At 73.0% G+C, this 26,974-nt stretch carries 21 protein-coding genes and 2 pseudogenes; 12 read left to right on the forward strand and 11 right to left on the reverse strand.

What is annotated here, in order from left to right; all coding sequences use genetic code 11:
* The 5 genes and pseudogenes from PV682_RS36705 to PV682_RS36725 form a co-directional block, all read right to left on the reverse strand.
* Positions 1–523: pseudogene (locus PV682_RS36705) on the reverse strand (two-component system sensor histidine kinase CseC); the annotation flags it as partial.
* 19 nt (positions 524–542) lie between these two features.
* Positions 543–1,244 carry a two-component system response regulator CseB gene (cseB, locus tag PV682_RS36710; RefSeq protein WP_055724275.1) on the reverse strand — a complete coding sequence of 234 codons (702 nt, stop codon included), beginning with the start codon at positions 1,242–1,244 and terminating at the stop codon, positions 543–545.
* A gap of 299 nt (positions 1,245–1,543) precedes the next feature.
* The gene (locus PV682_RS36715) at positions 1,544–2,194 is read right to left on the reverse strand and encodes a hypothetical protein (RefSeq protein ID WP_319736072.1); all 651 of its coding nucleotides are present in this window, start codon (positions 2,192–2,194) and stop codon (positions 1,544–1,546) included.
* Positions 2,179–2,721 carry a SigE family RNA polymerase sigma factor gene (locus PV682_RS36720; RefSeq protein WP_055724273.1) on the reverse strand — a complete coding sequence of 181 codons (543 nt, stop codon included), beginning with the start codon at positions 2,719–2,721 and terminating at the stop codon, positions 2,179–2,181. Before PV682_RS36720 ends, PV682_RS36715 begins: the two co-directional genes overlap by 16 nt.
* A gap of 314 nt (positions 2,722–3,035) precedes the next feature.
* Positions 3,036–4,010: an HhH-GPD family protein gene (locus tag PV682_RS36725; RefSeq protein ID WP_319736073.1), complete on the reverse strand. Its 975-nt coding sequence runs from the start codon at positions 4,008–4,010 to the stop codon at positions 3,036–3,038.
* Between the two features lie 248 nt (positions 4,011–4,258).
* Here PV682_RS36725 and PV682_RS36730 point away from each other — a divergent pair, with 248 nt between their 5' ends.
* Entirely contained in the window at positions 4,259–5,086 is an 828-nt protein-coding gene (locus PV682_RS36730; RefSeq protein WP_319736074.1) for a hypothetical protein, read from the forward strand.
* Between the two features lie 136 nt (positions 5,087–5,222).
* On the opposite strand, the gene disA is transcribed toward PV682_RS36730, so the two are convergent.
* Together disA and radA are read right to left on the reverse strand one after the other, a co-directional pair.
* Complete coding sequence (gene disA / locus PV682_RS36735) at positions 5,223–6,347, reverse strand: DNA integrity scanning diadenylate cyclase DisA (protein WP_055724270.1); 1,125 nt, start codon at positions 6,345–6,347, stop codon at positions 5,223–5,225.
* An 80-nt stretch (positions 6,348–6,427) separates the two neighbouring features.
* Complete coding sequence (radA, locus tag PV682_RS36740) at positions 6,428–7,837, reverse strand: DNA repair protein RadA (protein WP_319736075.1); 1,410 nt, start codon at positions 7,835–7,837, stop codon at positions 6,428–6,430.
* A 200-nt stretch (positions 7,838–8,037) separates the two neighbouring features.
* Here radA and PV682_RS36745 point away from each other — a divergent pair, with 200 nt between their 5' ends.
* Positions 8,038–9,696: a BACON domain-containing protein gene (locus PV682_RS36745; RefSeq protein ID WP_319736076.1), complete on the forward strand. Its 1,659-nt coding sequence runs from the start codon at positions 8,038–8,040 to the stop codon at positions 9,694–9,696.
* Positions 9,697–10,249: 553 nt separating this feature from the next.
* Here the strand turns inward: PV682_RS36745 and PV682_RS36750 are convergent.
* Positions 10,250–11,128, reverse strand: a complete 879-nt coding sequence (locus tag PV682_RS36750) for a hypothetical protein (RefSeq protein ID WP_206301595.1) — start codon at positions 11,126–11,128, stop codon at positions 10,250–10,252.
* 83 nt (positions 11,129–11,211) lie between these two features.
* Between PV682_RS36750 and PV682_RS36755 the strand changes: the two genes are divergently transcribed.
* From PV682_RS36755 to ilvD, 4 genes and pseudogenes are all read left to right on the forward strand, one after another.
* Complete coding sequence (locus tag PV682_RS36755) at positions 11,212–12,144, forward strand: Ppx/GppA phosphatase family protein (RefSeq protein WP_109364986.1); 933 nt, start codon at positions 11,212–11,214, stop codon at positions 12,142–12,144.
* Positions 12,145–12,723: 579 nt separating this feature from the next.
* Positions 12,724–13,548 carry a sugar phosphate isomerase/epimerase family protein gene (locus PV682_RS36760; protein WP_319736077.1) on the forward strand — a complete coding sequence of 275 codons (825 nt, stop codon included), beginning with the start codon at positions 12,724–12,726 and terminating at the stop codon, positions 13,546–13,548.
* Between the two features lie 332 nt (positions 13,549–13,880).
* A pseudogene (locus PV682_RS36765) lies at positions 13,881–14,474 on the forward strand (TetR/AcrR family transcriptional regulator); the annotation flags it as partial.
* 202 nt (positions 14,475–14,676) lie between these two features.
* Complete coding sequence (gene ilvD / locus PV682_RS36770) at positions 14,677–16,530, forward strand: dihydroxy-acid dehydratase (protein ID WP_319736078.1); 1,854 nt, start codon at positions 14,677–14,679, stop codon at positions 16,528–16,530.
* Between the two features lie 88 nt (positions 16,531–16,618).
* On the opposite strand, the gene PV682_RS36775 is transcribed toward ilvD, so the two are convergent.
* Complete coding sequence (locus PV682_RS36775) at positions 16,619–18,748, reverse strand: serine/threonine-protein kinase (RefSeq protein ID WP_319736079.1); 2,130 nt, start codon at positions 18,746–18,748, stop codon at positions 16,619–16,621.
* Positions 18,749–18,934: 186 nt separating this feature from the next.
* Here PV682_RS36775 and PV682_RS36780 point away from each other — a divergent pair, with 186 nt between their 5' ends.
* From PV682_RS36780 to PV682_RS36790, 3 genes are all read left to right on the forward strand, one after another.
* Positions 18,935–19,243, forward strand: a complete 309-nt coding sequence (locus tag PV682_RS36780) for an SH3 domain-containing protein (RefSeq protein ID WP_319736080.1) — start codon at positions 18,935–18,937, stop codon at positions 19,241–19,243.
* A 63-nt stretch (positions 19,244–19,306) separates the two neighbouring features.
* Entirely contained in the window at positions 19,307–19,819 is a 513-nt protein-coding gene (locus PV682_RS36785; protein ID WP_319736081.1) for an EamA/RhaT family transporter, read from the forward strand.
* 260 nt (positions 19,820–20,079) lie between these two features.
* Positions 20,080–20,856 (forward strand): class I SAM-dependent methyltransferase, encoded by a 777-nt coding sequence (locus PV682_RS36790; protein WP_319736082.1) that lies wholly within the window; start codon positions 20,080–20,082, stop codon positions 20,854–20,856.
* A gap of 326 nt (positions 20,857–21,182) precedes the next feature.
* Here the strand turns inward: PV682_RS36790 and PV682_RS36795 are convergent, their stop codons facing one another.
* The gene (locus tag PV682_RS36795) at positions 21,183–22,640 is read right to left on the reverse strand and encodes a SulP family inorganic anion transporter (RefSeq protein WP_319736083.1); all 1,458 of its coding nucleotides are present in this window, start codon (positions 22,638–22,640) and stop codon (positions 21,183–21,185) included.
* A gap of 241 nt (positions 22,641–22,881) precedes the next feature.
* Here PV682_RS36795 and PV682_RS36800 point away from each other — a divergent pair, with 241 nt between their 5' ends.
* The 3 genes from PV682_RS36800 to proC all read left to right on the forward strand — a co-directional run bounded on the left by PV682_RS36800 (position 22,882) and on the right by proC (position 25,365).
* Complete coding sequence (locus tag PV682_RS36800) at positions 22,882–23,682, forward strand: ABC transporter ATP-binding protein (RefSeq protein ID WP_319736084.1); 801 nt, start codon at positions 22,882–22,884, stop codon at positions 23,680–23,682.
* Positions 23,679–24,488 carry an ABC transporter permease gene (locus PV682_RS36805; RefSeq protein ID WP_319736085.1) on the forward strand — a complete coding sequence of 270 codons (810 nt, stop codon included), beginning with the start codon at positions 23,679–23,681 and terminating at the stop codon, positions 24,486–24,488. The genes PV682_RS36800 and PV682_RS36805 overlap by 4 nt, the downstream gene beginning before the upstream one ends.
* 64 nt (positions 24,489–24,552) lie before the next feature.
* Positions 24,553–25,365: a pyrroline-5-carboxylate reductase gene (gene proC, locus PV682_RS36810; protein WP_319736086.1), complete on the forward strand. Its 813-nt coding sequence runs from the start codon at positions 24,553–24,555 to the stop codon at positions 25,363–25,365.
* On the opposite strand, the gene trpS is transcribed toward proC, so the two are convergent.
* Positions 25,362–26,402, reverse strand: coding sequence for a tryptophan--tRNA ligase (gene trpS, locus PV682_RS36815; protein WP_319736087.1), 1,041 nt, complete (start codon positions 26,400–26,402; stop codon positions 25,362–25,364). The genes proC and trpS overlap by 4 nt on opposite strands.
* Positions 26,403–26,974 lie beyond the last annotated feature (572 nt).

The following is a 26,974-nucleotide window of genomic DNA, read 5'->3' on the forward strand; positions in this document are numbered from 1 at the left end:
TGCGCAGCCGCCGCGACAACTGGCCGCCGATCAGCACACCGAGCGCGCTGCCGCCGAGGACGACCGCTATCGAGCCGATGATCAGGGCCTGGTCGAGGTCGTTGAGGATGTCGGTGCTGCGGTCGGTGAACCCGGTGTGCAGGGAGAGCACCCTGCCGTCCTTCACCGGCACGGCCGCCCAGATGTCCGGCCCTCCGCTCCTGCGGTCGGAGACGAACGTCGCCCGCCGCCCCTCCTCGACCTTGTGGCGCAGCTCCGGGGGCAGCCCCCGGTCGTCGATCTTGACGCCGGGGAAGTTCGGGCGGCCCGACACCTCGTAGTTGCGCTGGGCGATCTGGACCCGCTCGTCGGCCAGGTCGCGCGCGTTGTCCAGCATCGACACGCGCGCCGCGTTGTGCACGACCAGGCTCAGCACGATCGCGATCAACGCGCCCACCAGGGCGATCGCCGCGCTCAGCTTCCACCGAAGGCCCGTACGGATGTCCGCGCGCTCCCAGAGCGCCGACACCTGTTTCCGGATCATCCCCGCACCCCTGCCCCGCTCAGGCCTTCAGCTTGTAGCCGAAGCCGCGGACCGTCTCGATGCGGTCCTGGCCGATCTTGGTCCGCAGCCGCTGGACGTGGACGTCCACGACTCTGGTGTCCCCGCCCCAGCCGTAGTCCCAGACGCGCTCCAGGAGCTTGTCGCGCGACAGGACCGTCCCCGGCGCGGAGGAGAACTCCAGGAGCAGGCGCATCTCCGTCGGGGTGAGGGCGACGGGGACGCCGGCCTTCCTGACCTCCATGCCTTCCGTGTCGATCTCCAGGTCGCCGAAGGTCAGCACGCCGCCGGCGGCCGGGGTGTCCGACTCGGCGCGGTCGCCGCCGCCCGCGTGGCCGAAGCGGCGCAGGACCGCGCGGATGCGGGCGACCAGGACGGCGCCGTCGAAGGGCTTGGTCACGTAGTCGTCGGCGCCGGCCTCCAGGCCGAGGACGACGTCGATGGAGTCGGCGCGCGCGGAGAGCATGATCACCGGCACGGTCGACTCGTCACGGATGCGCCGGCACAGGCTCACGCCGTCCAGACCGGGCACCATCACGTCCAGCAGAGCGATGTCGGGGCGGTTCGCCCGGAACGCGTCGAGGCCCGACAGGCCGTCGGGCATGGCGGTGACCGCGAAGCCGTCCCGCTCCAGGGCGAGCTGGGTGGCCTCGCGGATGACGTCGTCGTCCTCGACGAACAGCACGTGTGTCTGGTCTGCCATCCGGGTGCTCTCACAGTCCTCGTGGGGGTCTCTTGTCGGTCGAACCGTGCTGGGCGCGGGGCCTCCCCTCAAGGGGACGCTCCGCCGGCCCGGCCCGTTCACCGGCGCTTTCACTCGTACATCGTTTCGGGCACGCCGATCGGTTCACACCACCGGAGATTTTTTCGCCGACCTTGATTTCCGCAGGTCAGCGACGCGCCGTCAAGCCGCCGAAAGTCCGGGAAGCATGGCCGGTCGGCGGTTGCGCCCCGGCCGATCGGCCATCGGGCGGTCCTTCGGACGGGCCCGGCGCCACCGCCTCAACCCCCACCCGGCGCCGGCGTGGCCTCCGTACCCGTGTTCCCGTAGTCCGTGTGCGTGCTGTACCTCTTCGCGAACTCGCCCGCGCTCCACGCGTACGTGATCACGGTCTCCCCGGACGGGTTGGAGATCGGGTCGTCCTTGGCGTACACCTGCTTCGTCACGACGAGGGAGCCGCGGTCTATCTCGGCGTAGACGGGCGGCTCCTCGGCCTTGAAGACGTTCTGGTAGCGGCCGTCCTTCTCGTGGTAGACGTACGAGCCGACCCCGACGGCGTCCGCGCAGGTGAGGACGTTGACCACGATGTCGGTCGCGGCGCCGCCGGTCAGGTTGCCGTACTCCACGTCGACCGGGTACTGGTCGGCGGCGCACGGCTTCAGCTCGCGCTTGACCTCGGTGGAGACCGCGGGGTCGTCCTTGACGAGACTGACCGCGTCGATGTCCTTCGGGTCGGAGTAGTCGCCCGGTGAGGGCGTCGCCCCGATGACCGCCTCGGCGTGGGCCGGGCCCTCGTCGCGCGCGCCGGTGCCACCGGTCCCGCAGGCGGAGGCGCACAGCGCGAGGACGGCGAGCACGGACACGCCCGTGATCGCCGCCTGGACGGTCCCGTGGGCCGCCGGTGGTTCCGGCTCGGTCAGGCCGCCGCGCAACGCTCCCGCTCCTCACGCTCCAGCGCGCGTGCGTCCAGATCCCGCGCCTCCAGCTCCTCGCGGAGCCGGGCGAGCGCCCGGTGCAGCGTGCTCTTGACCGTCCCGGCCGACATCCCGAGGGCGGCGGCCGTCTCTTCGGTGGACATCTGCTCCCAGTGTCGCAGCACCACGACACTGCGCTGCTTCGGCGCCAGCACCTTCATCGCGTCCATCAACAGGGCGCGGTCCGCGTGCTGTTCGGTGGCGTCCTCGACCGAGGCGTCCGGGAGCTGCTCGGTGGGCACCTCCTCCAGCTTGCGCGCCCGCCACCACTCCGTACGGGTGTTGATCATGACCCGGCGCAGGTAGGCGTCCGCGAGGCGCTTGTCCGCGATGCCCTCCCAGCGGCCGTACGTGCGCGCCAGCGCCGTCTGGAGGAGGTCCTGGGCGTCCACGGGGTCCGGGACCAGGCGGCGGGCGCTGCGCAGCAGCGCGTCCTGTCGCGTGCGGACGTACTCCTCGAAACCGAGCACCTCGCCGTGCGCCATGTCCAACCGCCTCCGATCCCCGTTCCGGCCGACTTCCGTGCCGGTTTCCCGCTTGTGGTCTGTGGCCCCCGCGTCTCGCCGGGGCATGGCAATGAAGCTACGGAGCTGTTGTCACGGCACTGTGCGGAGCAGCCTGCGGCGAGCGCGCGGCTGTCCGTCGGTTGTGTAACGAACACCGGATCGGATACGAGAAGTGGGGGTTTTGGTGCGCCTATGTGGCGATTTGAGGTGGGGGGTGGTTGTGACACAGCCGGAGGATCCGCTGTGACGCGGGGCCTCCGGCTGTGAGGTGACCGTGAATCAGATCGAGGGGTTCAGGCGCGCGGCAGCCGGTACAGGCCGCCCGCGAGCGGCTCCACCAGGCCGTCCGAGACGAGGCCGTCGAGCGCCCGCGCGCGCTGCACCGGTTCGTGCCACACCCGGTCGAGCGCGGACTGCGGCACGGGCGCGTGCGCCTCGCGCAGGACGGCGAGCAGCTTGCCGCGCACCTGGCGGTCCGTCCCGGCGTACGTCTGCCCCTTGCGCGGCGGGCCCTCGTGCTCCGGCTTGCCCGCGAGGCGCCAGGCGCAGCTCGCGGCGATCGGGCAGCGGTGGCAGGTCTCGTTGCGCGCGGTGCACACCAGGGCGCCCAGCTCCATGGAGGCGGCGGCCCAGCGCGCGGCCGTCGGCTCGTCGTCCGGCAGCAACGCGCGCGCGAGCTTGCGCTCGGCGGCCGTCGTCGCGTTCGGCGGGTACTGCACGCCGGTCACCGCGCGCGCGAAGACGCGGCGGACGTTGGTGTCCAGGACGGCGTGCCGGCGGCCGTACGCGAAGGAGGCGACCGCGGCGGCCGTGTACTCGCCGATGCCGGGCAGCGCGAGGAGCTGCGCGTGGTCGGAGGGGACGTCGCCGCCGTGCCGTTCCGTTATGGCCACCGCGGCGCCGTGCAGGCGCAGGGCGCGGCGCGGGTAGCCGAGCCGGCCCCAGGCGCGCACGGCCTCGCCGGGGGCCTCGGCGGCCAGGTCGGCGGGGCGCGGCCAGCGGGCCAGCCACTGCTCGTAGACGGGCAGGACACGGCTGACGGGCGTCTGCTGGAGCATGAACTCGCTGACCATCACGCCCCACGCGCCCGCCTCGGGGCGCCGCCAGGGCAGGTCGCGTGCGTGCTCGTCGAACCAGTCGATGACCGGGGCGTGCAGGTGGGCTCCGGCGCTCTCGACCGGCTGTTCCTCGCGCGCGCGGGCTCCGGGGGACAGGCCGTCGGCGGCGTCGGAGGGGGTGGTGTGCGGGGGCTTCGTGGGCGCAGTCATGGCTCTTCGATCCTGCCATGGGAAGGGGTGCACGCGTGCGTGCCGTCACCCGGGGGAGGGGCGCACGCGTACGCGCGCGGGACGTCGGTTTCTGCGCCATGGCCAAAGGTGCAAGGGGTGCGATTGTGAACGAGTAGGGCGCCAGGGGGCGTTGCGGCGGGCGCGACCGGGATGATGATCCGGAAAAGTTGTGGTTCAGGCGGCGGGTGGGGACGGCGAACGCCGCGATCTCTCGTACAGTTTGCGCCGTGGGATCTCTGCGCAATCCGGTCGGGCCGCTTCCCTCCACCATCTACTGGCGACGGAGGGCCGTACTGCTGTCCGTGCTGGCCCTGTTGACGCTTCTGGTCGCCTGGATCGTCCTGTCGGGCGGCGGCGGCAAGAAGAACGGCGCCGACGGGTCCAACGGCAAGAATCCCGCCTCCTCGATCACCCCGGGGCCCTCCGCCTCGGGCCCGGCGATCAGCCAACACCCCGGCGGGCGCGACGAGTCGACGCCCGGTGACTCCAACGGGTCGGCGTCCGGCGGGGGTTCGGACGGCGGCGGCTCCGGATCCGACACCGGCTCCGGCGACGCGGGCGGCGGCACGGCCTCCGGCGGCTCGGGCGACGACGGCTCCAACGGCAGCGGCAGCGGCAGCGCCGGAACCGCCCTCCCGGCGGGCACCACGCTCCCCAACTGCACGGCCAGCGTGGTCACCTGGACCCTCAGCAGCGTCAGCAACACCTACTCGCCCGACCAGACGCCGACGTTCCGCCTCACCGCGCGCAACAGCTCCGGCAGCGACTGCAAGGTCGACCTCGGCCCGAAGAACACCGTCCTGACGATCACCCAGACCGGCAGCGACAACACGTACTGGGCCTCCGACGACTGCCCCAAAGCCACCGGCAGCGCCCTGTACCGCGTCCCCGCCGGCGCCACCTTCACGTACACCCTGAAGTGGGACCGCAAGCCGAGCGCCCCCGAGTGCGCCACCCCGCCCGCGGGCGTCGCGAGCGCCGGCACCTACCTCGTCGAGGCGAAGGCCCCGGGATTCGCGAAGGCACAGACGTCGTTCGTCCTGGAAGCGGACTGACGGCCCGTCGCCGCCGCACGCGCGAGCGCGTCGTACGACCGGACAGGGGCCGTTTTCCGGGGCGCCCGCCCCTTAACCTTTCGCGGCGCCCGCGCCTCGACGCCGGTGAGGGGCTCCCCGAGCCCCTCGCGCGCCGTCAGACGTAGCGCTCCAGGATCGACGACTCCGCCAGCCGGGACAGCCCCTCGCGGACGCTGCGCGCGCGGGCCTCGCCCACGCCGTCGACGGCCTGGAGGTCGTCCACGCTCGCCGCCAGCAGCTTCTGGAGGCCGCCGAAGTGCTCCACCAGCCGGTCGATGATCGCGCCCGGCAGCCGGGGCACCTTCGCCAGCAGCCGGAAACCGCGCGGGGAGACCGCCGAGTCGAGCGCCTCCGGGGAGGCCGTGTAGCCCAGCGCGCGGGCGACGGTGGACAGTTCGAGCAGCTCCGCGTGGGTCAGCGCGTCCAGCTCGGACAGCGCCTCGTCGACCGTACGGGAACGTTTCGCGGTCGGCTCCGGGACGTAGTCCCGCACGACCAGCTCGCGCTCCGGCTCCACGCCCGCGATCAGCTCGTCGAGCTGGAGGGCCAGCAGACGGCCGTCCGTGCCCAGTTCGACGACGTACTCGGCGATCTCCGTCGCGATCCGGCGCACCATCTCCAGGCGCTGGGCGACCGCCGAGACGTCCCGGACCGTCACCAGGTCCTCGATCTCCAGCGCCGACAGCGTCCCCGCGACCTCGTCCAGGCGCAGCTTGTAGCGCTCCAGGGTCGCCAGCGCCTGGTTCGCGCGCGACAGGATCGCCGCCGAGTCCTCCAGGACGCGCCGCTGGCCGTCCACGTACAGGGCGATCAGGCGCATCGACTGGGAGACCGACACGACCGGGAAACCGACCTGCTTGGAGACGCGGTCGGCGGTGCGGTGCCGGGTGCCCGTCTCCTCGGTGGGGATCGTCGGGTCCGGGACCAGCTGCACGCCCGCGCGCAGGATCTTCGACAGGTCCGAGGAGACGACGATCCCGCCGTCCAGCTTGCACAGCTCGCGCAGCCGGGTCGCCGAGAACTCGACGTCCAGCACGAACCCGCCGGTGCACATCGCCTCGACCGTCCGGTCGGAGCCCAGCACGATCAGGCCGCCCGTGTTGCCGCGCAGGACGCGCTCCAGGCCGTCCCGCAGGGCCGTGCCCGGAGCGACCGCGCTCAGCGAGGCGCGCATCAGACCATCGGAACCGGCACTCCCACCGGACTTTCCGGGAGCCGCCGCCCGGTCGTTGGCTGCCACTGCACTCCTCCGGTCACAGGTTCTGGGGGGCTCCCGCCTGCGCACACGGTTCGTACGGACGGGCGAGACCAGGGCAAAGTCTACCGGCGGTCCTCCTCGCTCTGGGGGGCCTGTCGGCGACGCGAGCGCGGGAGCACGCGCAGGGCGTCCCCTATGTCGGCGACTTCCAGGACCTTCATCCCGGCCGGGACCTTCCCCGGGTCGCCCGGCACCAGCGCGTGCGTGAAGCCCAGGCGGTGCGCCTCCGCGAGCCTGCGCTGCACGCCGGTCACCCGCCGCACCTCGCCCGCCAGGCCCACCTCGCCGATCGCCACCAGGTTCTTCGGCAGCGGGGTGTCGCTCGCCGCCGACGCCAGCGCGAGGGCGATCGCCAGATCCGCCGCCGGCTCCGACAGGCGGACGCCGCCCACCGTCGCCGAGTAGATGTCCCGCTTGCCCAGCGCGCTGATCCGGCCGCGCTGCTCCAGGACGGCCAGCATCATCGACACCCGCGACGTCTCCAGGCCCGACGTCGTCCGGCGCGGGGTGGGGATCTGCGTGTCCACGGTCAGCGCCTGCACCTCCGCGACCAGCGGGCGGCGGCCCTCCAGCGTGACCGTCAGGCACGTGCCCGGCACCGGCTCGGCGCGGCGGGTCAAAAACAGCCCGCTCGGGTCCGCGAGGCCCGTGATCCCCTCGTCGTGCAGCTCGAAGCAGCCGACCTCGTCCGTCGCGCCGTAGCGGTTCTTGACGCCCCGCACCAGGCGCAGGCGCGCGTGCCGGTCGCCCTCGAAGTGCAGGACCACGTCCACCAGGTGCTCCAGCAGGCGCGGGCCCGCAATCGCGCCGTCCTTCGTGACATGGCCCACCAGGAGCGTCGACATGCCGCGCTCCTTCGAGGCGCGGATCAGGGCGCCCGCCACCTCGCGCACCTGCGCCATGCCGCCCGGGGCGCCGTCGATCTCCGGGGAGGCGACCGTCTGCACCGAGTCCAGGATCAGCAGCGACGGCTTCACCGCGTCCAGGTGGCCCAGGACCATCGACAGGTCCGTCTCCGCCGCCAGGTACAGGTCGTCGGCCAGCGCGCCGATGCGGTCCGCGCGCAGGCGCACCTGGCTCGCCGACTCCTCGCCCGTCACGTACAGCGTGCGGTGCTCGTCGCTCGCCGCCTTCGCCGCCACGTCCAGCAGCAGCGTCGACTTGCCCACGCCCGGCTCGCCCGCCAGGAGCACCACCGCGCCGGGGACCAGACCGCCGCCCAGCACGCGGTCCAGCTCCGGCACGCCCGTCGTGCGCGCCGTCGCCTGCCTGCCGTCCACCTGGCCGATCGGCAGCGCGGAGGACGTCACCCGGCCCGGCGCCGTCGTGCGCACCGCCGGGGCGCCGTACTCCTCGACCGTCCCCCACGCCTGGCACTCCGGGCACCGGCCGAGCCACTTGGCCGTCTGCCAGCCGCACTCCGTGCAGCGGTAGGAGGGACGGTCCTTGGTGGTCTTCGTACGGGCAGCCATGGGAGGAACCGTAACGTCCGGCACCGACAGCGCGGCCGGCCTGTGGACAACCGAGGGCGCGAACCGGTCGGGTCGCTCCGGGAATCGGCCACGGGAGAGCGCCCGGTGTCCCCTATTGAGGGATCGTTTCACCCGTATGGATTAAAAGGGCTCAAGGTTCGGGATCGGGGCGTCGCGAGGCGCCTACGGTCGCACGGGTGATGAGCACGAGTCCGGAGACCTCGCCCCGTACGACCGGCGCGCACCGGGAGCGACGGGAGGCGCGTGACCGTGAGGCGGCGCGCACGCTGGCCGAGCGCCCGCCCGCGCGCTACGAGCCCTACCTCGACGGCCTGTTCACGTACTGCCTGGCCGTCCTGTGCGACCACGACGCGGCCGTCGCCACCCTCGGGGACGCGCTCGCCTTCGCCGAGCGGCGCGGGCACCGGATGCCCGACGAGGGCGGCGAGCTGCGGGCCTGGCTGTACGCGCTCGCGCGCTGGTCGTGCCTGCGGCGGCTGACGCAGGCCAAGCAGAAACGTCATGCCTCCGGGGAACGGACCGAGGCGCCCGCGCCCGACGACGCCGGCGACGCCGTCCGGGAGCAGCGGCGCCGCGAACTCGCCCTGCTCGCCTGGCCCGAGGCCGCCGGCACCAGCCCGGAGCAGCGCGAGGCGCTCGAACTCGCCGTACGGCACCGGCTCAGCGCGCCCGAGGTCGCCGCCGTCCTCGGCAAGGAGCCCGCCGCCACGCGCGAACTGCTCTCCTCCGCCGCCTGCGAGGTCGAGCGCACGCGCGCGGCGCTCGCCGTCGTCGAGACCGGCGGCTGCCCCGGCGTCGCCCGCCTCGCCGACGGCCACCACCTGGTGCTCAGCGCGGCCCTGCGGCGCGAACTCGTCCGGCACGTCGACGACTGCCCGGTCTGCCGGCGGGCCGCCGAGCGCGCCGTCCCCGGACGCTGGCCCGGCGCGGCCGTGACGCCCGCCGAACTGCCGGTCCTGGAGGCGCCCCGCGCGGCGCTGTACATCGCGATGACGCACGTCCCGCGCGCGCGAGGTGCCGCCGCGCCCCGGTACGACCGGCGCGGGTTCCCCATGGACCCCAAGGACCGCGCCGCCCGGCGCGACCGGCTGCGCGCGCGTGCGGTGACGACGACCGTCGTCGCCACCGTCGTCGCCGCGCCCGTGCTCGCCCTGTGGGCCGCCTATCGCGGTGAGCCCCTCGGGGAGGGCGCCGAAGGCAGCGTCCCGCGCGCGAGCGAGGCGCAGCGGCCCGGCGCGCTCGGCGGTGAGGCGGGCGGCGACTACCAGAACGCGGGCAACACGGGCGCGCGGTCCGGTGCCGACCGCGCGGACGGAGGGCGGCCCGACGTGTCCGTCGAGGTCATCAGCGTCGCCGGCGCGGGCACGAAGGGGGCCGCGCGGCTCACCGTCACCGCCGCCGGGAGCGGCGACACGACCCTTGTCACGCTGACCGCCGCGCGCGACGGGGGGCCGGTCCGGTGGTCCGCCACGACCGGTTCCGCGTGGCTGTACCTCAGCAAGTCCTCCGGGACGCTCGATCCCGGTGAGTCCATCACCGTCAAGATCTACGTCGACCCCCTCCGCGAGCCCTCCGGGGCCTGGCACGCGCGCGTGGCGATCGCTCCGGCGGGCGCGATCGTCTCGATCACCGGGTACGGGCCCGTCCCCGGCAACCCCGGCACCCCGCCCCCGTCGTCCGACCCGTCCCCGACCCCGACCGCCTCACCGTCCCCCTCGGCCACGCCGAGCACCCCACCGACGAACTCTCCCGAACCGTCCCCGAGCGAGTCGTCCGCCGACCCGGGGAGCCCGTCACCGTCGGAGGGGGGCGGGGAGCCGACTCCGGCGGCCTCGTAGGGCGGGTGGGGGGCGTCCAGGGGGAGGGCGGTTCGGTGGGTGGGCGGCTGCGGGCGTGGACACCTGCTCGAAGGGTGCTGCCGCGCGAGCGCACCGGCGGCTGCGCGGGGATGCCGAGGCGTTTGTGCGGGCAGGCGTCCGCGCGCGAGTGCACCGACGAGGGGCGGCGGGGATCGCGGGGGTGCCGGCCTTCCCGCGCGCGGAGGCCGAGAGCGCACGCCGCCGGATCGCACCGGCCTTCCCGCGCGCGGACGCCGACACCGCTGTGCCTTCGGCTACCGGACCGACGGCCGTCGCTCCTCCCGCGCGCGGGTGCTGAACGCCCTGCAATGGTGCCGCGGGTGAAATCGCAGCCCTTCCCGCGCGCGGGCCCCTCGCCCTGTACGCGTCATGCCTCCGGCATCCGCCCCCGCGCGCGTGTCCGCCCCCCCCCTGCGCCCGGTTTGACGTAAAGGTGGGCTGGGCTTGGGTGTGGGGTGTTGTGGTGCGGGAATTCGGATGGAGGCGTTCGGCTGTACGCGCGCGGGGGAGAGGGGGACCGGTGGGCGGGTGGTCAGGGAGTGGGGTCTGCGGGGTGGGGGGCCACCAGGGGGAGGTGGGAGGCCAGGCGGGCCTCGCAGAGTTCGACGAGGCGGTCGTAGCCGGCCTTGCCCATCAGCTCCGTGAGTTCGGGGCGGTAGGTGATGTAGACGGGGTCTCCCGCGCCGTGCGCGGATGTCGCCGAGGTGCACCACCAGTGGAGGTCGTGGCCGCCGGGACCCCAGCCGCGGCGGTCGTACTCGCCGATGGAGACCTGGAGGATCCGCGTGTCGTCGGGGCGGTCGATCCAGTCGTAGGTCCGGCGCACGGGCAGCTGCCAGCAGACGTCCGGCTTGGTCTCCAGGGGCTCACGGCCCTCCTGGAGCGCCAGGATGTGCAGCGAGCACCCCGCGCCGCCCGCGAAGCCGGGACGGTTCTGGAAGATGCAGGAGCCGTTGTAGGGGCGCGTCTGGCGGGAGCCCTCGTCGTCCTTGGAGACCCAGCCGCCGCGCTGCCCCTCCGCGTGGTGCTGCCAGATCTCGGGTGTGAGCCGCGCCACGAAGCCGGCGACGCGCTTCTCGTCCTCGGCGTCGGAGAAGTGGGCGCCCAGCGTGCAGCAGCCGTCGTCCGCGCGGCCCGCCTGGATGCCCTGGCAGCCGCTGCCGAAGATGCAGGTCCAGCGGGAGGTCAGCCAGGTCAGGTCGCAGCGGAAGACCTGTTCGTCGTCCGCGGGATCCGGGAACTCGACCCACGCGCGCGCGAAGTCGAGCCCCTTCTCGTCGCCCTCCAGAGCCTGTTCCTTCGATGACTTCGCCTGCGAAGAACTCCCGGACAGTTCGCCCGCCTTGTCGCCCTTGGGTGACTTCTCCGGCTTTTCCCGGTTCTCGTTCTTCGCCTTTTTCGTCTTTGGCACGGGACCAGGGTAAGTCGCCGCGGCCGTCTCACGGCACAGACGGAGGGACGGAGGACGGACCCACTGGCAGTAGCGTTCTTTACATGAGACTCGGTGTCCTCGACGTGGGATCGAACACGGTGCATCTGCTGGTGGTGGACGCACACCCGGGCGCGCGCCCGCTGCCCGCGCACTCGCACAAGGCGGAGCTGCGCCTCGCCCAACTCCTCGACGCGGACGGGGCGATCGGCCCCGAAGGCGTCGACAGGCTCGTCGGCGTCGTCCAGGACGCGCTCCAGGCCGCCGAGGACAAGGGCGTCGAGGACCTCCTGCCGTTCGCCACGTCCGCCGTGCGCGAGGCCAGCAACGCGGACGACGTCCTCGCGCGCGTGCACGACGAGACCGGCGTCGAACTCCAGGTCCTGAGCGGCGCGGAGGAGGCCCGGCTGACCTTCCTCGCGGCCCGCCGCTGGTTCGGCTGGTCCGCCGGCAAGCTCCTCGTCCTCGACATCGGCGGCGGCTCCCTGGAGATCGCCTACGGCATCGACGAGGAGCCCGACGCGGCCGTCTCCCTGCCGCTCGGCGCAGGCCGCCTCACCGCCGGCTGGCTGCCGGGCGATCCGCCGGGAGCGGAGCACATAAGGGCCCTACGGCGCCATGCGCGCGCGCAGATCGCCCGTACGGTAGGTGAGTTCAGCCGCTTCGGCGCCCCCGACCACGTCGTCGCGACGTCCAAGACGTTCAAGCAGCTCGCCCGCATCGCCGGCGCCGCCCGCTCCACCGACGGCCTGTACGTCCAGCGCGAGCTCAAGCGCGAGTCCCTCGAAGCGTGGGTGCCCCGGCTCGCCGGCATGACCGTCGCCCAGCGCGCCGAACTCCCCGGCGTCTCCGAGGGCCGCGCCGGCCAGCTCCTCGCGGGCGCGCTCGTCGCCGAGGGCGTCATGGACCTCTTCGGCGTCGAGACCCTGGAGATCTGCCCCTGGGCCCTGCGCGAAGGGGTCATCCTGCGGCGGCTGGACCATATGCCGGCGGTGTGAGCGCGCGGGGGCGTGCTGCGGGGTCCGCGCGGGGTGGCTGCGGGGTGGCTGTCGTTACCCGGCGTGCGCGGACGCGGGGGCGGGCGGGCGCGCTGCGCCTGGGCGGTGTCTCGGTGCTTGCCAGCGCGTGCGCGCGGGGTGGTTCTCGACGAACGGGCCGCGTTGGGGCTGCCCGCGCGCACGCGCGCCGAGGGAGCTGGGGGCCGCGACGCGATGTACTCGTCGGGCCTGCCCGCGCACGCGCGCATCGAGGCCGCTCCATAACCCCGGCGCGCGCCTGCGCGGGAACGTGGTGCGGAGCGCGTGAGCGTGGTGCGAGGCGCGGAGCCGGGGTGCGAGGCGTGTGCAGTGCGTGCGGTGCGTGAAGTGCGCCACCCTTGCTTCGGGCGGCGTCCCCGGGCGAAGGGGCCGTCCTGTGCGTGCGCGGGTTCGTGCGGCGGAGGCCTCTGTCCCTGTTCGGAGGGTGTCCGGGGGGGTGGGGCCGGCCTTCGCGGGTGTGCGTGTGGCCGGGCAGGGGCTCGTGGAGGGAGCCCGAGGACCCGGGTTCGGGGCCCGGCGTGGCCCCGTACGCTGTCCCTCGTGGCAGAACCAGTGGTGCGCATCCCGGATGCGAAGGTCGCTCTGTCCACGGCCTCGGTGTATCCGGAGTCGACGGCGACGGCCTTCGAGATCGCCGCGCGCCTCGGGTACGACGGGGTCGAGGTGATGGTGTGGAACGACCCCGTGAGCCAGGACGTCGAGGCGCTCAGGCGGCTCAGTGACTACCACCGGATGCCGATCCTCGCCGTCCACGCGCCCTGTCTGCTGATCACGCAGCGGGTCTGGTCGACCGACCCCTGGACCAAGCTCCAGCGCGCACGCGCGGCGGCCGAGAGGCTCGGGGCGAGCACGGTCGTCGTGCACCCGCCGTTCCGCTGGCAGCGCCAGTACGCGCGGGACTTCGTGCAGGGGATCTGGCGGATGGCCGACGAGACGGACGTCCGGTTCGCCGTCGAGAACATGTACCCCTGGCGCTACCGGGACCGCGAGATGCTCGCGTACGCGCCCGACTGGGACGTCACCAAGGACGACTACCGGCACTTCACGATCGACCTCAGCCACGCGGCGACGTCCCGTACCGAGGCGATGGACATGGTCGACCGGATGGGCGACCGCCTCGGGCACGTCCACCTCGCCGACGGCCTCGGCTCCAACAAGGACGAGCACCTCGTCCCGGGCCGCGGCACCCAGCCCTGCGCGGAACTCCTGGAGCGCCTCGCCCTCACGGGGTTCGACGGCCACGTCGTCATCGAGGTCAACACGCGCCGCGCGATGTCCGCCGCGGAGCGCGAGGCCGACCTGGCGGAGGCCCTGGCCTTCACCCGCCTCCACCTCGCCTCGGCGCTGAAGGTTCCGCGCGGATGACCGACGGCACGCCGGCCCCGACGCCCGCGGGACAGCCGGCGGAACCGGCTGAGCGGCGAGAACGGGCAGGCCGGGGAGAACAGGCCGCTGAGACGGACGGAGCCGCCAGGCAGGACCGGGCCGCCGAGGAGGGCCGGACGGCACCCCCCGCCACCCTCGCCAACGCCCCCGTCAAGGCCCCTCAACCCCCCTCAGGCGCCCCGTCAGCCCCTGCGGCACCTCCCAGCCCCCCGGCGGCCTCCCAGGCCCCTCAGAACGCCCCAGAAGCCCCGGCGGCCTCCGGGGCATCCGCCGTCCCCTCCGCACCCTCCGAAGCCGCCCCCACCCCTCCTCGCCGCCGAGGCCGCCCCCGCCTCACCGAAGCCGCGAGCGGTGAGACGCGGGAGAAGATCCTCGCTGTCGCCCGGGAGGAGTTCTCCGAACGGGGGTACGAGAAGACGTCCGTACGCGGCATCGCGAAGACCGCCGGCGTCGACTCGGCCCTCGTGCACCACTACTTCGGCACCAAGGAGCAGATGTTCGCGGCGGCGGTCGAGGACGCCGTCGCGCCCGCGCTGAACGCGCCGGACGTCCTCGTCGACGGCCCGCTCGAAGAGACCGGCGAGCGGTTCGCCCGGTTCGTGTTCGGCGTCTGGGAGAACCCGACGACGCGTACGCCGCTGCTCGCGATCCTGCGTTCGGCGGTCACCAACGAGACCGCCGCCGCCGTCTTCCGCCGCCTGATCGCCTCCCAGCTCCTGCGCCGCGTGGCCGCGCGCGTGGACCTCCCCGACGCGGAACTCCGCGCGGAACTCGCCGCCGCCCAGCTCGTCGGCTGCGCGATGCTCCGGTACGTCATCAAGGTCGAGCCGCTCGCCTCGGCGGACGTGGAACAGCTCATCGCGCGCGTGGCACCCGTCGTCCAGGGCCACCTGACCGCGCCGTGAGGCGCACCTGACAAGCCTTCGGCAAGCCCCTCCAGGTAAGCCCCCCGCAAGCCCCTCCAGGCGTGCCCCCCGGCAAGCCCCTCCCGACGTGCCCAGAACCTCCACGAGACGCACATCCCGCATTCCGGACACCCCGTCCCGCCCTCTGGATGACCGGCGTACGCTCGACGACAGCCCTACCTGTCTGAAGGAGCGAGCGACGATGCCCGAGCTGAGGTCCCGCACAGTCACCCACGGCCGCAACATGGCAGGCGCACGCGCGCTGATGCGGGCGTCCGGTGTACCCGGCGCGGACATCGGCCGGAAGCCGATCATCGCGGTGGCGAACAGCTTCACGGAGTTCGTGCCGGGGCACACGCACCTTCAGCCGGTCGGCCGGATCGTCAGCGAGGCGATCGTCGAGGCGGGTGGTATCCCGCGCGAGTTCAACACGATCGCCGTGGACGACGGCATCGCGATGGGTCACGGCGGGATGCTCTACAGCCTGCCCTCGCGCGACCTGATCGCGGACAGCGTCGAGTACATGGTCGAGGCGCACTGCGCGGACGCGCTGGTGTGCATCTCCAACTGCGACAAGATCACCCCGGGCATGCTGAACGCGGCCCTCAGGCTGAACATCCCGACGGTGTTCGTCTCCGGCGGCCCGATGGAGTCCGGCCGAGCGACCCTGGTCGACGGCTCGGTCCGCACGCTCGACCTGGTCGACGCGATCTCCGACGCGGTGAACGACAAGATCTCCGACGAGGACATCGCCCGCATCGAGGAGAACGCCTGCCCCACCTGCGGCTCGTGTTCCGGCATGTTCACCGCCAACTCGATGAACTGCCTGACCGAGGCGATCGGCCTCTCCCTGCCGGGCAACGGCTCCGTGCTGGCCACGCACACCGCGCGCAAGCAGCTGTACGTGGACGCCGCGCGGACGGTCATGGACATCACCCGCAGGTACTACGAGCAGGACGACGCGTCGGTACTGCCCCGTTCCGTCGCCTCCTTCGCGGCGTTCGAGAACGCGATGGCGCTCGACATCGCCATGGGCGGGTCGACGAACACGATCCTGCACCTGCTGGCCGCCGCCCAGGAGGCGGAGGTCCCCTTCGGCCTGGAGCAGATCGACGCGGTCTCCCGGCGCGTGCCGTGCCTCGCGAAGGTCGCCCCGAACGTCGCCAAGAACCGCACGTACTACATGGAGGACGTGCACCGCGCGGGAGGCATCCCGGCGCTACTGGGCGAGCTGCACCGCGCGGGTCTGCTGAACGAGGACGTGCACTCCGTCCACAGCCCCTCCCTGGCCGACTGGCTGAAGACCTGGGACGTCCGGGGCGGCTCGCCCTCCCCCCAGGCCGTCGAGCTGTGGCACGCCGCGCCCGGGTGCGTGCGCTCCGCCGAGGCGTTCTCCCAGTCGGAGCGCTGGGAGACGCTCGACGAGGACGCCGAGGGCGGCTGCATCCGCTCCGCCGAGCACGCGTACTCCAAGGACGGCGGCCTGGCCGTCCTGAAGGGCAACCTGGCCGTCGACGGGGCCGTGGTGAAGACCGCGGGCGTCGACGAGTCCATCTGGACCTTCGAGGGCCCCGCGGTCGTCTGCGAGTCGCAGGAGGAGGCCGTCCAGAAGATCCTCCTCAAGGAGATTAAGGAGGGCGACGTCGTCGTCATCCGCTACGAGGGCCCCAAGGGCGGCCCCGGCATGCAGGAGATGCTCTACCCGACCTCGTACCTCAAGGGCCGCGGCCTCGGCAAGGCGTGCGCCCTGGTGACGGACGGCCGCTTCTCCGGCGGCACCTCGGGCCTGTCCATCGGCCACGCCTCCCCCGAGGCGGCCGGCGGCGGCACGATCGCCCTCGTCGAGGACGGCGACCGCATCCGCATCGACATCCCGGGCCGCTCGATCGAACTCCTGGTGGACGACGCCGAACTGGCCCGCCGCAAGGCCGCCCTGAACGGCGTCTACGCCCCGAAGAACCGCGAACGCAAGGTCTCCGCCGCCCTGCGCGCGTACGCGGCGATGGCCACCAGCGCCGACAAGGGCGCCGTCCGCGACGTGTCCAAGCTGGGCTGACCGCTCCCGCTACGACGGACTGGGGCCCCCTTCTGCGCGAAGGGGGCCCCAGTCCGTCGTAAAGAGCAGCCCCTATAGGGAGCCCCGGTTACTGTCCCGGCGTGTCGTCCTCGGTCACCGCGAACACCGTCCCGTCCGGCGCGCCCGCGTACACGCGCCCGTCGACGGCCTGGGGCGCCGGCAGGGCGGCGGCGACCTCGTCGGGACGGCTGCCGGTGCGCAGGGTCGTCGTGCCGAGGAGGCGTCCCGCGCGCGCGTCGACGATCAGCAGACGGCCGTCGGCGCCGCTGAAGTACACGCGCGCGCCGTCCGCCGCGAGGTCGGAGCCACGGCTCACGGACGTCTGGAGCGACCACACCTGCGCGCCCGCGCCGAGGTCCACGGCGGCCAGGGAGCCGTCGTAGCCCAGGAGGTAGACCTTCTCGCCGGCCACCGTCGCGCGCGCCTGCGTGAGGGCGACGTCCAGCGGCACCTTCAGGGACTTGCCCGTCGCCGGGGAGTAGCGGACCACCGCGCCGGTCTCGCCGTAGTCGGCGCCGCCCTTGAGGAGGACGAGGTCCTCGCCCGCGCGCCCCACCGGGGTGAGCGCGCCGGTCAGCTTGGCCTCCCAGCGGACGGTGCCCGTCGTCGGGTCGAGCGCGGTGACCCGCGTGCGCGTGCCGTCGGAGGAGACGTTCGCCGCGTACGCGAGCCGGTCGCCGCGGAACGACGCGAACACCGGCAGGCGCTGGCCTTCGATGCGCCTGGTCCACAGGTCCTTGCCGGTCGCGCCGTCGACGGCCGTCACCGTGCCGCCGGGGGCGGTCAGCAGCAGCGCGCCGCCCGCGTGGCAGACGCCGGAGTACCCGGAGACGTCCCGCTGCCAGCGTGCCGCGCCGGTCGCCGGGTCCAGGGCGAGGGCACGGCTGCCCGAGCGGGTGACGACCTGGACGAGGCCGCTCTCGACGACCGGCGCGCGGCCCGGGGTGTCGTCGGCGGCCAGCGCGTGCCGCCACAGCACACGGCCGTCGTTCGCGTCGAGCGCCGACACCAGGCCCCGCTGAGCGCACAGGAGCCGCCCTGAGGCGTACGTGCAGCGCGGGAGGGACCCGGAGTCGTCCGGTGCCGGTTTCGTCGCCCAGGGGGCGAATGCTGCCGTTCTGGAGGGTGTTGTGCGCGGAGCGGCGGTACTCGTGCCGTCCACGACGCGCAGGCCGACGAAACCGCCGCCCGCGAGGACGGCGACGGCGGCACCGGCGAGGATCACCTTCCCGCGCCTGCGCCCCTTGCGGGACGTCGCCGCCTCCACCGGGACCGGCTCGGGCGCGCCGGCCGGCGTGGGTGTCCCGGCCGTCTGAGGCCCGGCCTCCGGCACCCGCCCGCTTGGGACGAACGTCTGCGTGTCGTACGACGCCGCCACCGACCGCAGCTCGCGCATCAGCTCGTCCGGCGTGGGCCGGTCCTCGGGCTCCTTCGCGAGGCACCGCAGCACCAGGGGCGCGAGGTTCTCCGGCACCCCCGCGAGCTCCGGCTCGTCGTGCACCACCTGGTACGCCACGATGTACGGGCTGTCCGAGTCGAACGGGCCGCGTCCCGTCGCCGCGTGCACCAGCACCGAGCCCAGCGCGAAGATGTCCGCCGCCGGGCCCACCTCGCGCGGGCGCCGGAACTGCTCCGGCGCCATGAAGGGCGGCGTTCCGATCAACTTGCCCGTTTCGGTGCGCAGTTCGCTGTCCTTCGGGCGCGAGATCCCGAAGTCGATCACTTTCGGGCCGTCCTCGGCCAGCAGCACGTTGCTCGGCTTGAGATCGCGGTGCACCACGCCCACGCGGTGGATGTCCCGCAGCGCCTCCGCCAGCCCCGCCATCAGCCTGCGCAGCTTCGGCGGGGGCATCGGGCCGTTCCGCTTGACCTCCTCGGCCAGCGTCGGACCGGGGATGAACAGCGTCGCCATCCACGGCCGTTCCGCGTCCGGGTCGGCGTCCACGACCGGCGCAGTGAACGCGCCGCTGACCCGCCGCGCGGCGGCGACCTCCTGCCGGAAACGGCTCCTGAACTCGGGGTCCTTGGCGAACTCGCCGTGCACGACCTTCACCGCGAGCTTCAGTCCCGACGTACTGCGCGCGAGGTGCACGACACCCATGCCGCCCGAGCCAAGACGTGACTCCAGGAGGTAGTGGCCGGCGTACTCGGGAAGTTCCGCTTCCGCGCCCGCTCCGCTGTCCCTCCGTGGCGCCATGGAACCACCCCCGTGCTGTCTCGGCGCCTGGAGCCTAGTCGATGACACGTACGGGACAGAGGCGGGCCGTCGGCTGGGATGTACGAATCCCGTACGTATGTTTCACCCGCCGATCCGCGGGTATCAACGGGGTCCCATGGTCGTCATGGGACTTCACGGGGATGTTTTACGGGGGGAGAGTTCTTCATGTCTGTCGACGAGACCGCAGGGGCGGTGGAGACCGACGAGCAGGCCGGTCTGGCGCAGGTGTACTACCCGGTCGCGCCGAACACCCAGCTCAACGTCCGCAACGGTCCGGGCACCAACTACTCCATCGTCAAGGTCCTGCCGCTCAACACGCGCGTGCCGGTCAACTGCCAGATCCCGGGGACGACGGTGACCGGCTACTACGGGACCACCAACATCTGGGACAACATCGGCAACGGGGAGTTCGTCTCGGACTCGTACGTGAAGACCGGGAGCGACGGGTACATCGCCCCTCGCTGCAACTTCTGAGCGGACCGGGGGAGCCGGGGCCCCGCCCGGGAGCCCGCCCCCGCCCGGCGCCATAATCGTCCCGTGAGCGACGAAAACGGCAGCCCGGACACGGGGGACCTCCCGGACGGGGGCGCGGGGCCCCGTCCCGAACCCCTGCGCTTCTTCGGCACGACGTGGGTGAACCACGACGACGGCTACACGGCACGCCGGATCGCCGTCGCCGCGGGCTCCCTCGTCGTCACCGTCGCCGCCTGCTTCGTCCTTCGGTTCGCCTACGAGGGCCTCGCTATCGCCGACATCGGCCGCTTCGTGACCGTCCTGCTCGTGGTCATGTTCGCGGGGTGCAGCGCTCTCGCCTTCGGGCACACCTGGGACGGCTTCCGCAAGCGCCCCGACCCCGCCCGCGTGTCCTCCCTCCGCGGCCTCCTGACCATCGGCTTCCTCGGTTCCCTCGTCGCGTACACGTTCCGCGCCTTCCACGAGGCCCCCGGCGAACACCTCCACCGCGAGGAGTACGAGGCCGCCCGCGAACGCCACGAACGCCGAGCGGTACGCAGGACGGGGAACCCGGCGAAGAGGCGCAGGAAGGGCTGAGGAAGGCGACGCGCGGGGCGTGAACGGCGGGACGGCACCGGCTCGGACGGCGCCGAGCCCCGCCGCCTCGCGCGCACGCGCCGTACGCCCGAGGGCGCCGGCATGAGGTTCCCAGCCCCTTCCGCCCCCTCGCGCGCACGCGCCGTACAACGCGGACTCCGGGCGCCAGGCCACCACTTCGCGCCCCCCACCGGCGAACGCGCCCCTTTCACACCAAAACCCGGTTCCCCGCGCCCCGCCCCTCCAGCCACCATGGCCCCATGACCGCTTCCCCGCACAACCCCGCCCGGGCCCGTTCCTTCGACAGCGCGGCGGCGCAGTACGCGGCCAACCGCCCCTCCTACCCCGCGGAGTTGCTGGACGAGATCGAGGAGCTGGCGGGGCGCCGGTTCGTGGGGACGATCGTGGGGGACGTCGGGGCGGGGACCGGGATCTCGGCGCGGGTGCTGTACGAGAGGGGCGCGAACGTCGTCGGTGTGGAGCCCGGCGACGGGATGGCGGCGGAGTTCCGGCGGGCGCTGCCGGGCGTACCGCTCGTGCGGGGCAACGGGAACAGCCTCCCTTTCCGCGACGGCTGCCTGGACTTCCTCACGTACGCGCAGTCCTGGCACTGGACGGATCCGCACCGCGCGGTCCCGGAGGCGCTGCGGGTGCTGCGGCCGGGCGGCGCGCTGGCGCTGTGGTGGAACACGACGCCGTTCGACGTCGAGTGGCAGGCGGCGCAGGCGCGGCGTCTGGAGCGGCACTTCGGTGTCGACGTCGAGGGGCAGAAGGACCGCGCGTCGCGTACGGACCTCGCCGACCCGACCGGCACCCTCGCCTTCGCCCGCCGAACCGTCCGCTGGAGCCGCCGGGTCCCCCTGGACACCCACCTCGCGAACATCGGCAGCCACTCGATGTTCCTGGTCGACACGCGGGAGCGTACGGCGTCCTTCCTCACCGCCGAACGAGCCCACCTCCTGGCCGAGTTCCCCGACGGCATCGTGGAGGAGACGTACGACGTGGCCCTGCTCCTGGCCCGGCGCACGACCACCTGACACCCGCCGGGGCAGCACCGCCGACCCGCGCCGCTGCCCCGGACCTCCCAGCCGCCCCGCGAGACGCCCTCGCCGCCCGCCCGGGCGTCAGGCCTGAGGCCACCCCCCCCGCGCCGGGCGCCCGCCGCCTGCACGCGCCCCCAAGCTTTGCGAGCAGGGGGACCCTCAGCGGCGTTGCCGAACCACCCCCGTGACGCCGCCGCATCACAGCCGCAGCCGACACCGACCGCAGCCGACACCGACCGCCACCGGCACCGATCGCCACCGCTCACCGGAACGCGAGCGCCCTCACCAAGAACCCGCCCCCCGGCGACGTACCGATCCCCTCACCCGGCGACCCCCGCCCCCGCCCGCCCGGAGACCGGTTCCCGCCGCCCCTCGGCCCACCCCTCCAGCGCCGCCGCGCACGCGTGGTCCACGTGCCGCAGCCCGCCCAGCTCCAGCCGCACCTGCCGGTCCCCCGGCAACCCCTCCAGCGCGTCGAGCAGCTTCGGCAGGCGCAGGAACGTCGCGTGGCCGACGACGCGGACCACCAGCACGCCGTCCCCCCGGTCCTCGAACTCGACCTGTACATGGCTGATCTCCCAGGCCGTCTTGGCGACGGCGAGCGCCAGCCCGACGAGGACGCCCTCGAAGGGGTTCCCGAGGACGATGGCGACGGCGGTCGCGGTGAGGACGAGGACCTCTCCGCGATCCGTACGCCACAGCGCCCGGACCTGCCGTACGGGAAGGAGCGCCCACCCGGCGTGCACGAGGAGTGCCGCGAGGGCGGCGACGGGTATCAGGCCGAGCACGCCCGGTACGGCGGCGGCGAAGAGCAGCAGCCAGGCGCCGTGCAGCACCCGGGACGCCTTGGTCCGCGCCCCCGCCCGGACTCCCCCGGAGGGGGTGCCCCCAGCCGGGCTCCGGACGATCGCGGCGGTCATCGGCAGCGCCCCCAGCAGCCCGCACACCGCGTTCCCCGCGCCCTGCGCGATCAGCTCCTTGTCGTAGTCGGTCCTCCTTCCGTCGTGCAGCCCGTCCACGGCCGCCTCGCCGAACAGTGACTGCGCCGACGCGATCAGCGCGAACGCGACGACGGTCCCGATCACCCCGACCTCCGCGAGCCGCCCCACGTCGGCCAGACCCGGCACCCGGACGGCCTCCCACAGCCCCCGCACCTCGACCCGCCGCACCTCCAGGCCGAAGCCACCGGTCACCGCCGCCGCGAGCGCGACCGCCACGAGCGGCGCGGGAACGAGCCGGGAACCCCGCCGCCACCGCCCCCACAGCAGCAGTACGACCATGGTGGCACCCCCCACTGACAACGCCACGGGATCGGCCTTCCCGGGCAGCTCCACCAGCCCCGCGAGCTTGCCGAGCCCGTCCGGCGGCGCGTCCGCGTCGCCCAGCGCGTACACCTGCCCGGCGACCAGGACGAGCCCGATCCCGGCGAGCATCCCGTGCACGACGGCGACGGACACGGCCCAGAACCACCGCCCCAGCCGCAGCGCCCCGAGCCCCAGCTGAAGCAGCCCGGCGGCGAACACGAGGACGCCGAGCACATGCGGCCCGTACGTGTGGACGGCCTCGTACACGAGCACGGTCAGCCCGGCGGCCGGCCCGCTGACCCGGAGACCGCTCCCGGGCAGCGCCCCCACGACGAGGCCGCCCACGATGCCGGTGACCAGCCCCAGCTCGGGCGGCACCCCCGAGGCCATCGCGACGCCCACACACAGGGGCAGCGCGACGAGGAACACGACGAGTGAAGCGGACAGATCGGCCTTGCGTACGCCACGGCGCATCTCGACAGCACCTCCGGTCGGCAGCGGGAGACGCGTGGGCGCCACGCCCGGGGGAGGGGCACGGCAGCTTCGTACGAACGCCACGCGCGGCCCGGAACCCCGCCGCGCCGCGCATGAATTCCATTGTCGGCAGGGCGAGTCGATCGCGCACCGGCTCCCGGGTGGCGCGCGGGGGTGATGCGGCGCGGAGAGGGCGCGCGCGTGCTTGACGGGCCACCGCGCCGAGAGCAGTATTCATCGCATGATGAATAAAAGCTCCGGCATCCCCGGAGCGCCGCCCGACACCACCGGCACCCCCGCCGTCCACGCCGCCTCCCTCACCGTCACCCGAGGCCCCCGCGAAGTCCTCCACGCCCTCGGCTTCACCGTCCCGCGCGGCCAGATCACCGGCCTCCTCGGCCCCTCCGGCTGCGGCAAGACGACCCTCATGCGGGCGATCGTCGGCACCCAGGCCAAGGTCACCGGCACCCTGGACGTCCTCGGCCGCCCCGCAGGACACCCCGCGCTGCGCAGCCGCATCGGATACGTCACCCAGGCCCCGTCCGTCTACGACGACCTGACGATCCGGCAGAACCTCGACTACTTCGCGGCGATCCTCACCCCGATCGCCCCGCACGCCGCCCGCCGCGCGGACGTCGACCGCGTCCTGGCCGACGTCGACCTCACCTCCCACGCGAACTCCCTCGCCGGGAACCTCTCCGGCGGCCAGCGCAGCCGCGTCTCCCTCGCCGTCGCCCTCCTCGGCACCCCCGAACTCCTCGTCCTCGACGAACCCACCGTCGGCCTCGACCCCGTCCTGCGCCGCGACCTGTGGACCCTCTTCCACGACATCGCCGCAGCCCACGGCACCACCCTGATCATCTCCTCGCACGTCATGGACGAGGCCGAACGCTGCCACCGCCTCCTCCTCATGCGCGCCGGCCACCTCCTCGCCGACGACACCCCCGACGCCCTGCGCACCCGCACCGCCACCGACACCGTCGAAGCCGCCTTCCTCCACCTGGTCGACGAGGCGACCCACGCGAAAGGCACCCCACGATGACGACCCCGCCGACCCCGCCGACCCCGACGAGCACGACGACCGGTACGCCACCGGCGCCCGCCCGCGTCCTGAACGCCGCCCGCACCACCGCCACCGCCGCCCGCGTCCTGCGCCAGCTCCGCCACGACCCGCGCACGATCGCCCTGCTCCTGCTCATCCCCTGCCTGATGCTGCTCCTGCTGCGCTACGTCTTCGACGGCAGCCCCCGCACCTTCGACGACATCGGCGCCTCCCTCCTCGGGATCTTCCCGCTGATCACGATGTTCCTGGTCACCTCCATCGCCACCCTCCGCGAACGCACCTCCGGCACCCTCGAACGCCTCCTCGCGATGCCCCTCGGCAAAGCCGACCTGATCGCCGGATACGCCCTCGCGTTCGGCGCGCTGGCCATCGTCCAGTCCGCGCTCGCCACCGGCCTCGCCGTCTGGCTCCTCGGCCTCGACGTCACCGGCAGCCCCTGGCTCCTGCTGCTCGTCGCCCTCCTGGACGCCCTCCTCGGCACCGCGCTCGGCCTCTTCGTCTCCGCCTTCGCGGCCTCCGAGTTCCAGGCCGTCCAGTTCATGCCGGCGGTGATCTTCCCCCAGCTCCTCCTCTGCGGCCTCTTCACCCCGAGGGACGCGATGCACCCCGCCCTCGAAGCGATCTCCGACGTCCTGCCCATGTCCTACGCCGTCGACGGCATGAACGAGATCCTCCGCCACACCGACCTGACGGCCGCTTTCGTCCGCGACGTCCTCGTCGTCGCCGGCTGCGCTCTCCTCGTCCTCGGCCTCGGCGCCGCGACCCTGCGCCGCCGCACCCGGTGAACCACCGCGTTCCGCCAGCCGGACAACGCTCCCCGGCCCCTCCGCCCGGTGCGAGGATGGCGGCATGAGCCAGAAAGTCGCAGTCCTCGGCACCGGAAAGATCGGCGAAGCCCTGCTCAGCGGGATGATCCGAGGCGGCTGGGCCCCGGCCGACCTCCTGGTCACCGCCCGCCGCCCCGAGCGCGCCGAAGAACTCCGCGCCCGCTACGGCGTCACCCCGGTCACCAACGCGGAAGCCGCCAAGACCGCCGACACCCTGATCCTCACCGTCAAACCGCAGGACATGGGCACGCTGCTCGACGAACTCGCCCCGCACGTCCCCGCCGACCGCCTCGTCATCAGCGGCGCCGCCGGTATCCCCACCTCCTTCTTCGAGGAGCGCCTCTCACCGGGCACCCCCGTCGTCCGTGTCATGACGAACACGCCCGCCCTCGTCGACGAGGCCATGTCCGTCATCTCCGCCGGCACCCACGCCACCGACGACCACCTCGCGCACACCGAGGAGATCTTCGGCGCCGTCGGCAAGACCCTGCGCGTCCCCGAGTCCCAGCAGGACGCCTGCACCGCCCTCTCCGGCTCCGGACCGGCGTACTTCTTCTACCTGGTCGAAGCCATGACCGACGCCGGCATCCTGCTCGGCCTCCCGCGCGACAAGGCCCACGACCTCATCGTCCAGTCGGCCATCGGCGCCGCCGTGATGCTCCGCGACAGCGGCGAACACCCCGTCAAACTCCGCGAGAACGTCACCTCCCCGGCCGGTACCACCATCAGCGCCATCCGCGAACTGGAGAACCACGGCGTACGCGCCGCCCTCATCGCCGCCCTCGAAGCGGCCCGCGACCGCAGCCGCGAGCTCGCCTCCGGCAAGAAGGACTAGCGCTCCGCAGGAACGCCGGTCGTGATCGGCCCGGCTGCCCGACCCGGTTCGAGCAGCCCGATCGCCCGGTAGGCGGCGTCCACCGTCGGCCGCGCCATGGCCCTCGCCCTCTCCGCTCCCTCCCGCAACACCCCTTCCACATGCCCTGGTTCCGCGCACAACTCCTTGTGTCTGGCCTGCACGGGCCGCAAAGTCTCGATCACAGCCTCGGCGGTGTCCGCTTTGAGCGCTCCGTACGACTTGTGAACGCCTGACAGATCCTCAGGGTTCCCGCCCGTGCACGCCGCGAGGATCTCCAGCAGATTCGCGACGCCGGGACTCGCCGCCCGGTCGTACACGACCTCCCGCCCGCTGTCCGTGACGGCTCGCAGCACCTTCTTGCGGATCGTGTCCGGCTCGTCGAGGAGATAGACGATCCCCGGCCCGGAATCGTCGGACTTCCCCATCTTCGCCAGCGGATCCTGAAGGTTCATGACCCGCGCCGCGACCCCCGGATGCGTCGCCTTCGGTACGACGAACGTATGGCCGTACCGCTGGTTGAACCGCACCGCCAGATCCCGCGCCAGCTCCACGTGCTGCGCCTGGTCGTCCCCGACCGGCACCTCGTCCGTCCCGTACGCCAGGATGTCCGCCGCCATCAGCACCGGATACGTCAGCAGCGAAAGCCGCACACTCCCGCCCCGCGCCTGCTCCCGCCGCGCCTTCTCCTTGTACTGGATCATCCGCCGCATCTCGCCGTCGGTCGCGACGCACTCCAGCACGTACGACAGCCGCGCGTGCTCGTCGACATGGCTCTGTACGAAGAGAGTGCACAGCCGCGGGTCCAGCCCCGTCGCGAGCAGCAGCGTCGCCGCCTGCCGGCTGAGCCTGCGCACGCGCGCGGGATCGTGGTCCACGGTCAGGGCGTGCAGGTCCACGACGCAGAACACCGCGTCGGACCGGTGCTGGTCGACCTCGGCCCACCGCCGCATGGCCCCCAGGTAGTTCCCCAGCGTCAGGTGCCCGGTCGGCTTGATCCCGCTGAAGACCCTCGTCATCTCCACTCCTCCTGGTCCGGGCCGCCGACCCGGTCGGCCCCCGCGATCTCGGAGAGGAAACGAGAACGGCCGCCGAGGCGGCGGCCGTTGCTGCGTACGTGAGTACTGGCCGCCGTCAGGCGGCCCACCACTGCTGGGTGTACGTACGCGTCGTCATGCGGGCCAGCGTACGCCTCCGGGGTGGCCCCTGGGGGAGGAGTTGACACCCCCGGGGCCGGTACGTAGTGTTCTCCGAGTTGTCCAGCGTGAGCGCCGACCCCGGTCGGTCCCCGGACAGCCATTCCGCAAGTACCAACCAACACTCGACCTGGTGTCGTGTTCTTTGGTGTGCGTATTTGCGAAATGAGGAATCCACGTTCGAAAGGGCGCGGCCCCCCGATTGGCTTCGGAGGGCGGGAATCCGCTAAAGTCTCACTCGTCGGAACGGCCCAACGGCCGGGAAGACAACCCCCGCTGACTGGGAATCAGACGCTGAAAGGATCTGATAGAGTCGGAAACGCCGGAAGGGAAACGCGAGAGCGGGAACCGGAAAGCACCGAGGAAATCGGATCGGGAAAAGGATCTGATAGAGT

Source organism: Streptomyces niveiscabiei, assembly GCF_033794345.1.
GTDB lineage: Bacteria > Actinomycetota > Actinomycetes > Streptomycetales > Streptomycetaceae > Streptomyces > Streptomyces niveiscabiei.

Bases quoted from the DNA above. Each gene is read 5' to 3' on its own strand.
- radA (WP_319736075.1), bottom strand. From the start codon at position 7,837: ATGGCTGCCCGTACGAAGACCACCAAGGACCGTCCCTCCTACCGCTGC.
- PV682_RS36795 (WP_319736083.1), bottom strand. From the start codon at position 22,640: ATGCGCCGTGGCGTACGCAAGGCCGATCTGTCCGCTTCACTCGTCGTG.
- PV682_RS36745 (WP_319736076.1), top strand. From the start codon at position 8,038: ATGAGCACGAGTCCGGAGACCTCGCCCCGTACGACCGGCGCGCACCGG.
- trpS (WP_319736087.1), bottom strand. From the start codon at position 26,402: ATGACGAGGGTCTTCAGCGGGATCAAGCCGACCGGGCACCTGACGCTG.
- PV682_RS36725 (WP_319736073.1), bottom strand. From the start codon at position 4,010: ATGACTGCGCCCACGAAGCCCCCGCACACCACCCCCTCCGACGCCGCC.
- PV682_RS36805 (WP_319736085.1), top strand. From the start codon at position 23,679: ATGACGACCCCGCCGACCCCGCCGACCCCGACGAGCACGACGACCGGT.
- proC (WP_319736086.1), top strand. From the start codon at position 24,553: ATGAGCCAGAAAGTCGCAGTCCTCGGCACCGGAAAGATCGGCGAAGCC.
- PV682_RS36720 (WP_055724273.1), bottom strand. From the start codon at position 2,721: ATGGCGCACGGCGAGGTGCTCGGTTTCGAGGAGTACGTCCGCACGCGA.
- PV682_RS36775 (WP_319736079.1), bottom strand. From the start codon at position 18,748: ATGGCGCCACGGAGGGACAGCGGAGCGGGCGCGGAAGCGGAACTTCCC.
- PV682_RS36790 (WP_319736082.1), top strand. From the start codon at position 20,080: ATGACCGCTTCCCCGCACAACCCCGCCCGGGCCCGTTCCTTCGACAGC.
- PV682_RS36780 (WP_319736080.1), top strand. From the start codon at position 18,935: ATGTCTGTCGACGAGACCGCAGGGGCGGTGGAGACCGACGAGCAGGCC.
- cseB (WP_055724275.1), bottom strand. From the start codon at position 1,244: ATGGCAGACCAGACACACGTGCTGTTCGTCGAGGACGACGACGTCATC.
- ilvD (WP_319736078.1), top strand. From the start codon at position 14,677: ATGCCCGAGCTGAGGTCCCGCACAGTCACCCACGGCCGCAACATGGCA.
- PV682_RS36800 (WP_319736084.1), top strand. From the start codon at position 22,882: ATGATGAATAAAAGCTCCGGCATCCCCGGAGCGCCGCCCGACACCACC.
- PV682_RS36755 (WP_109364986.1), top strand. From the start codon at position 11,212: ATGAGACTCGGTGTCCTCGACGTGGGATCGAACACGGTGCATCTGCTG.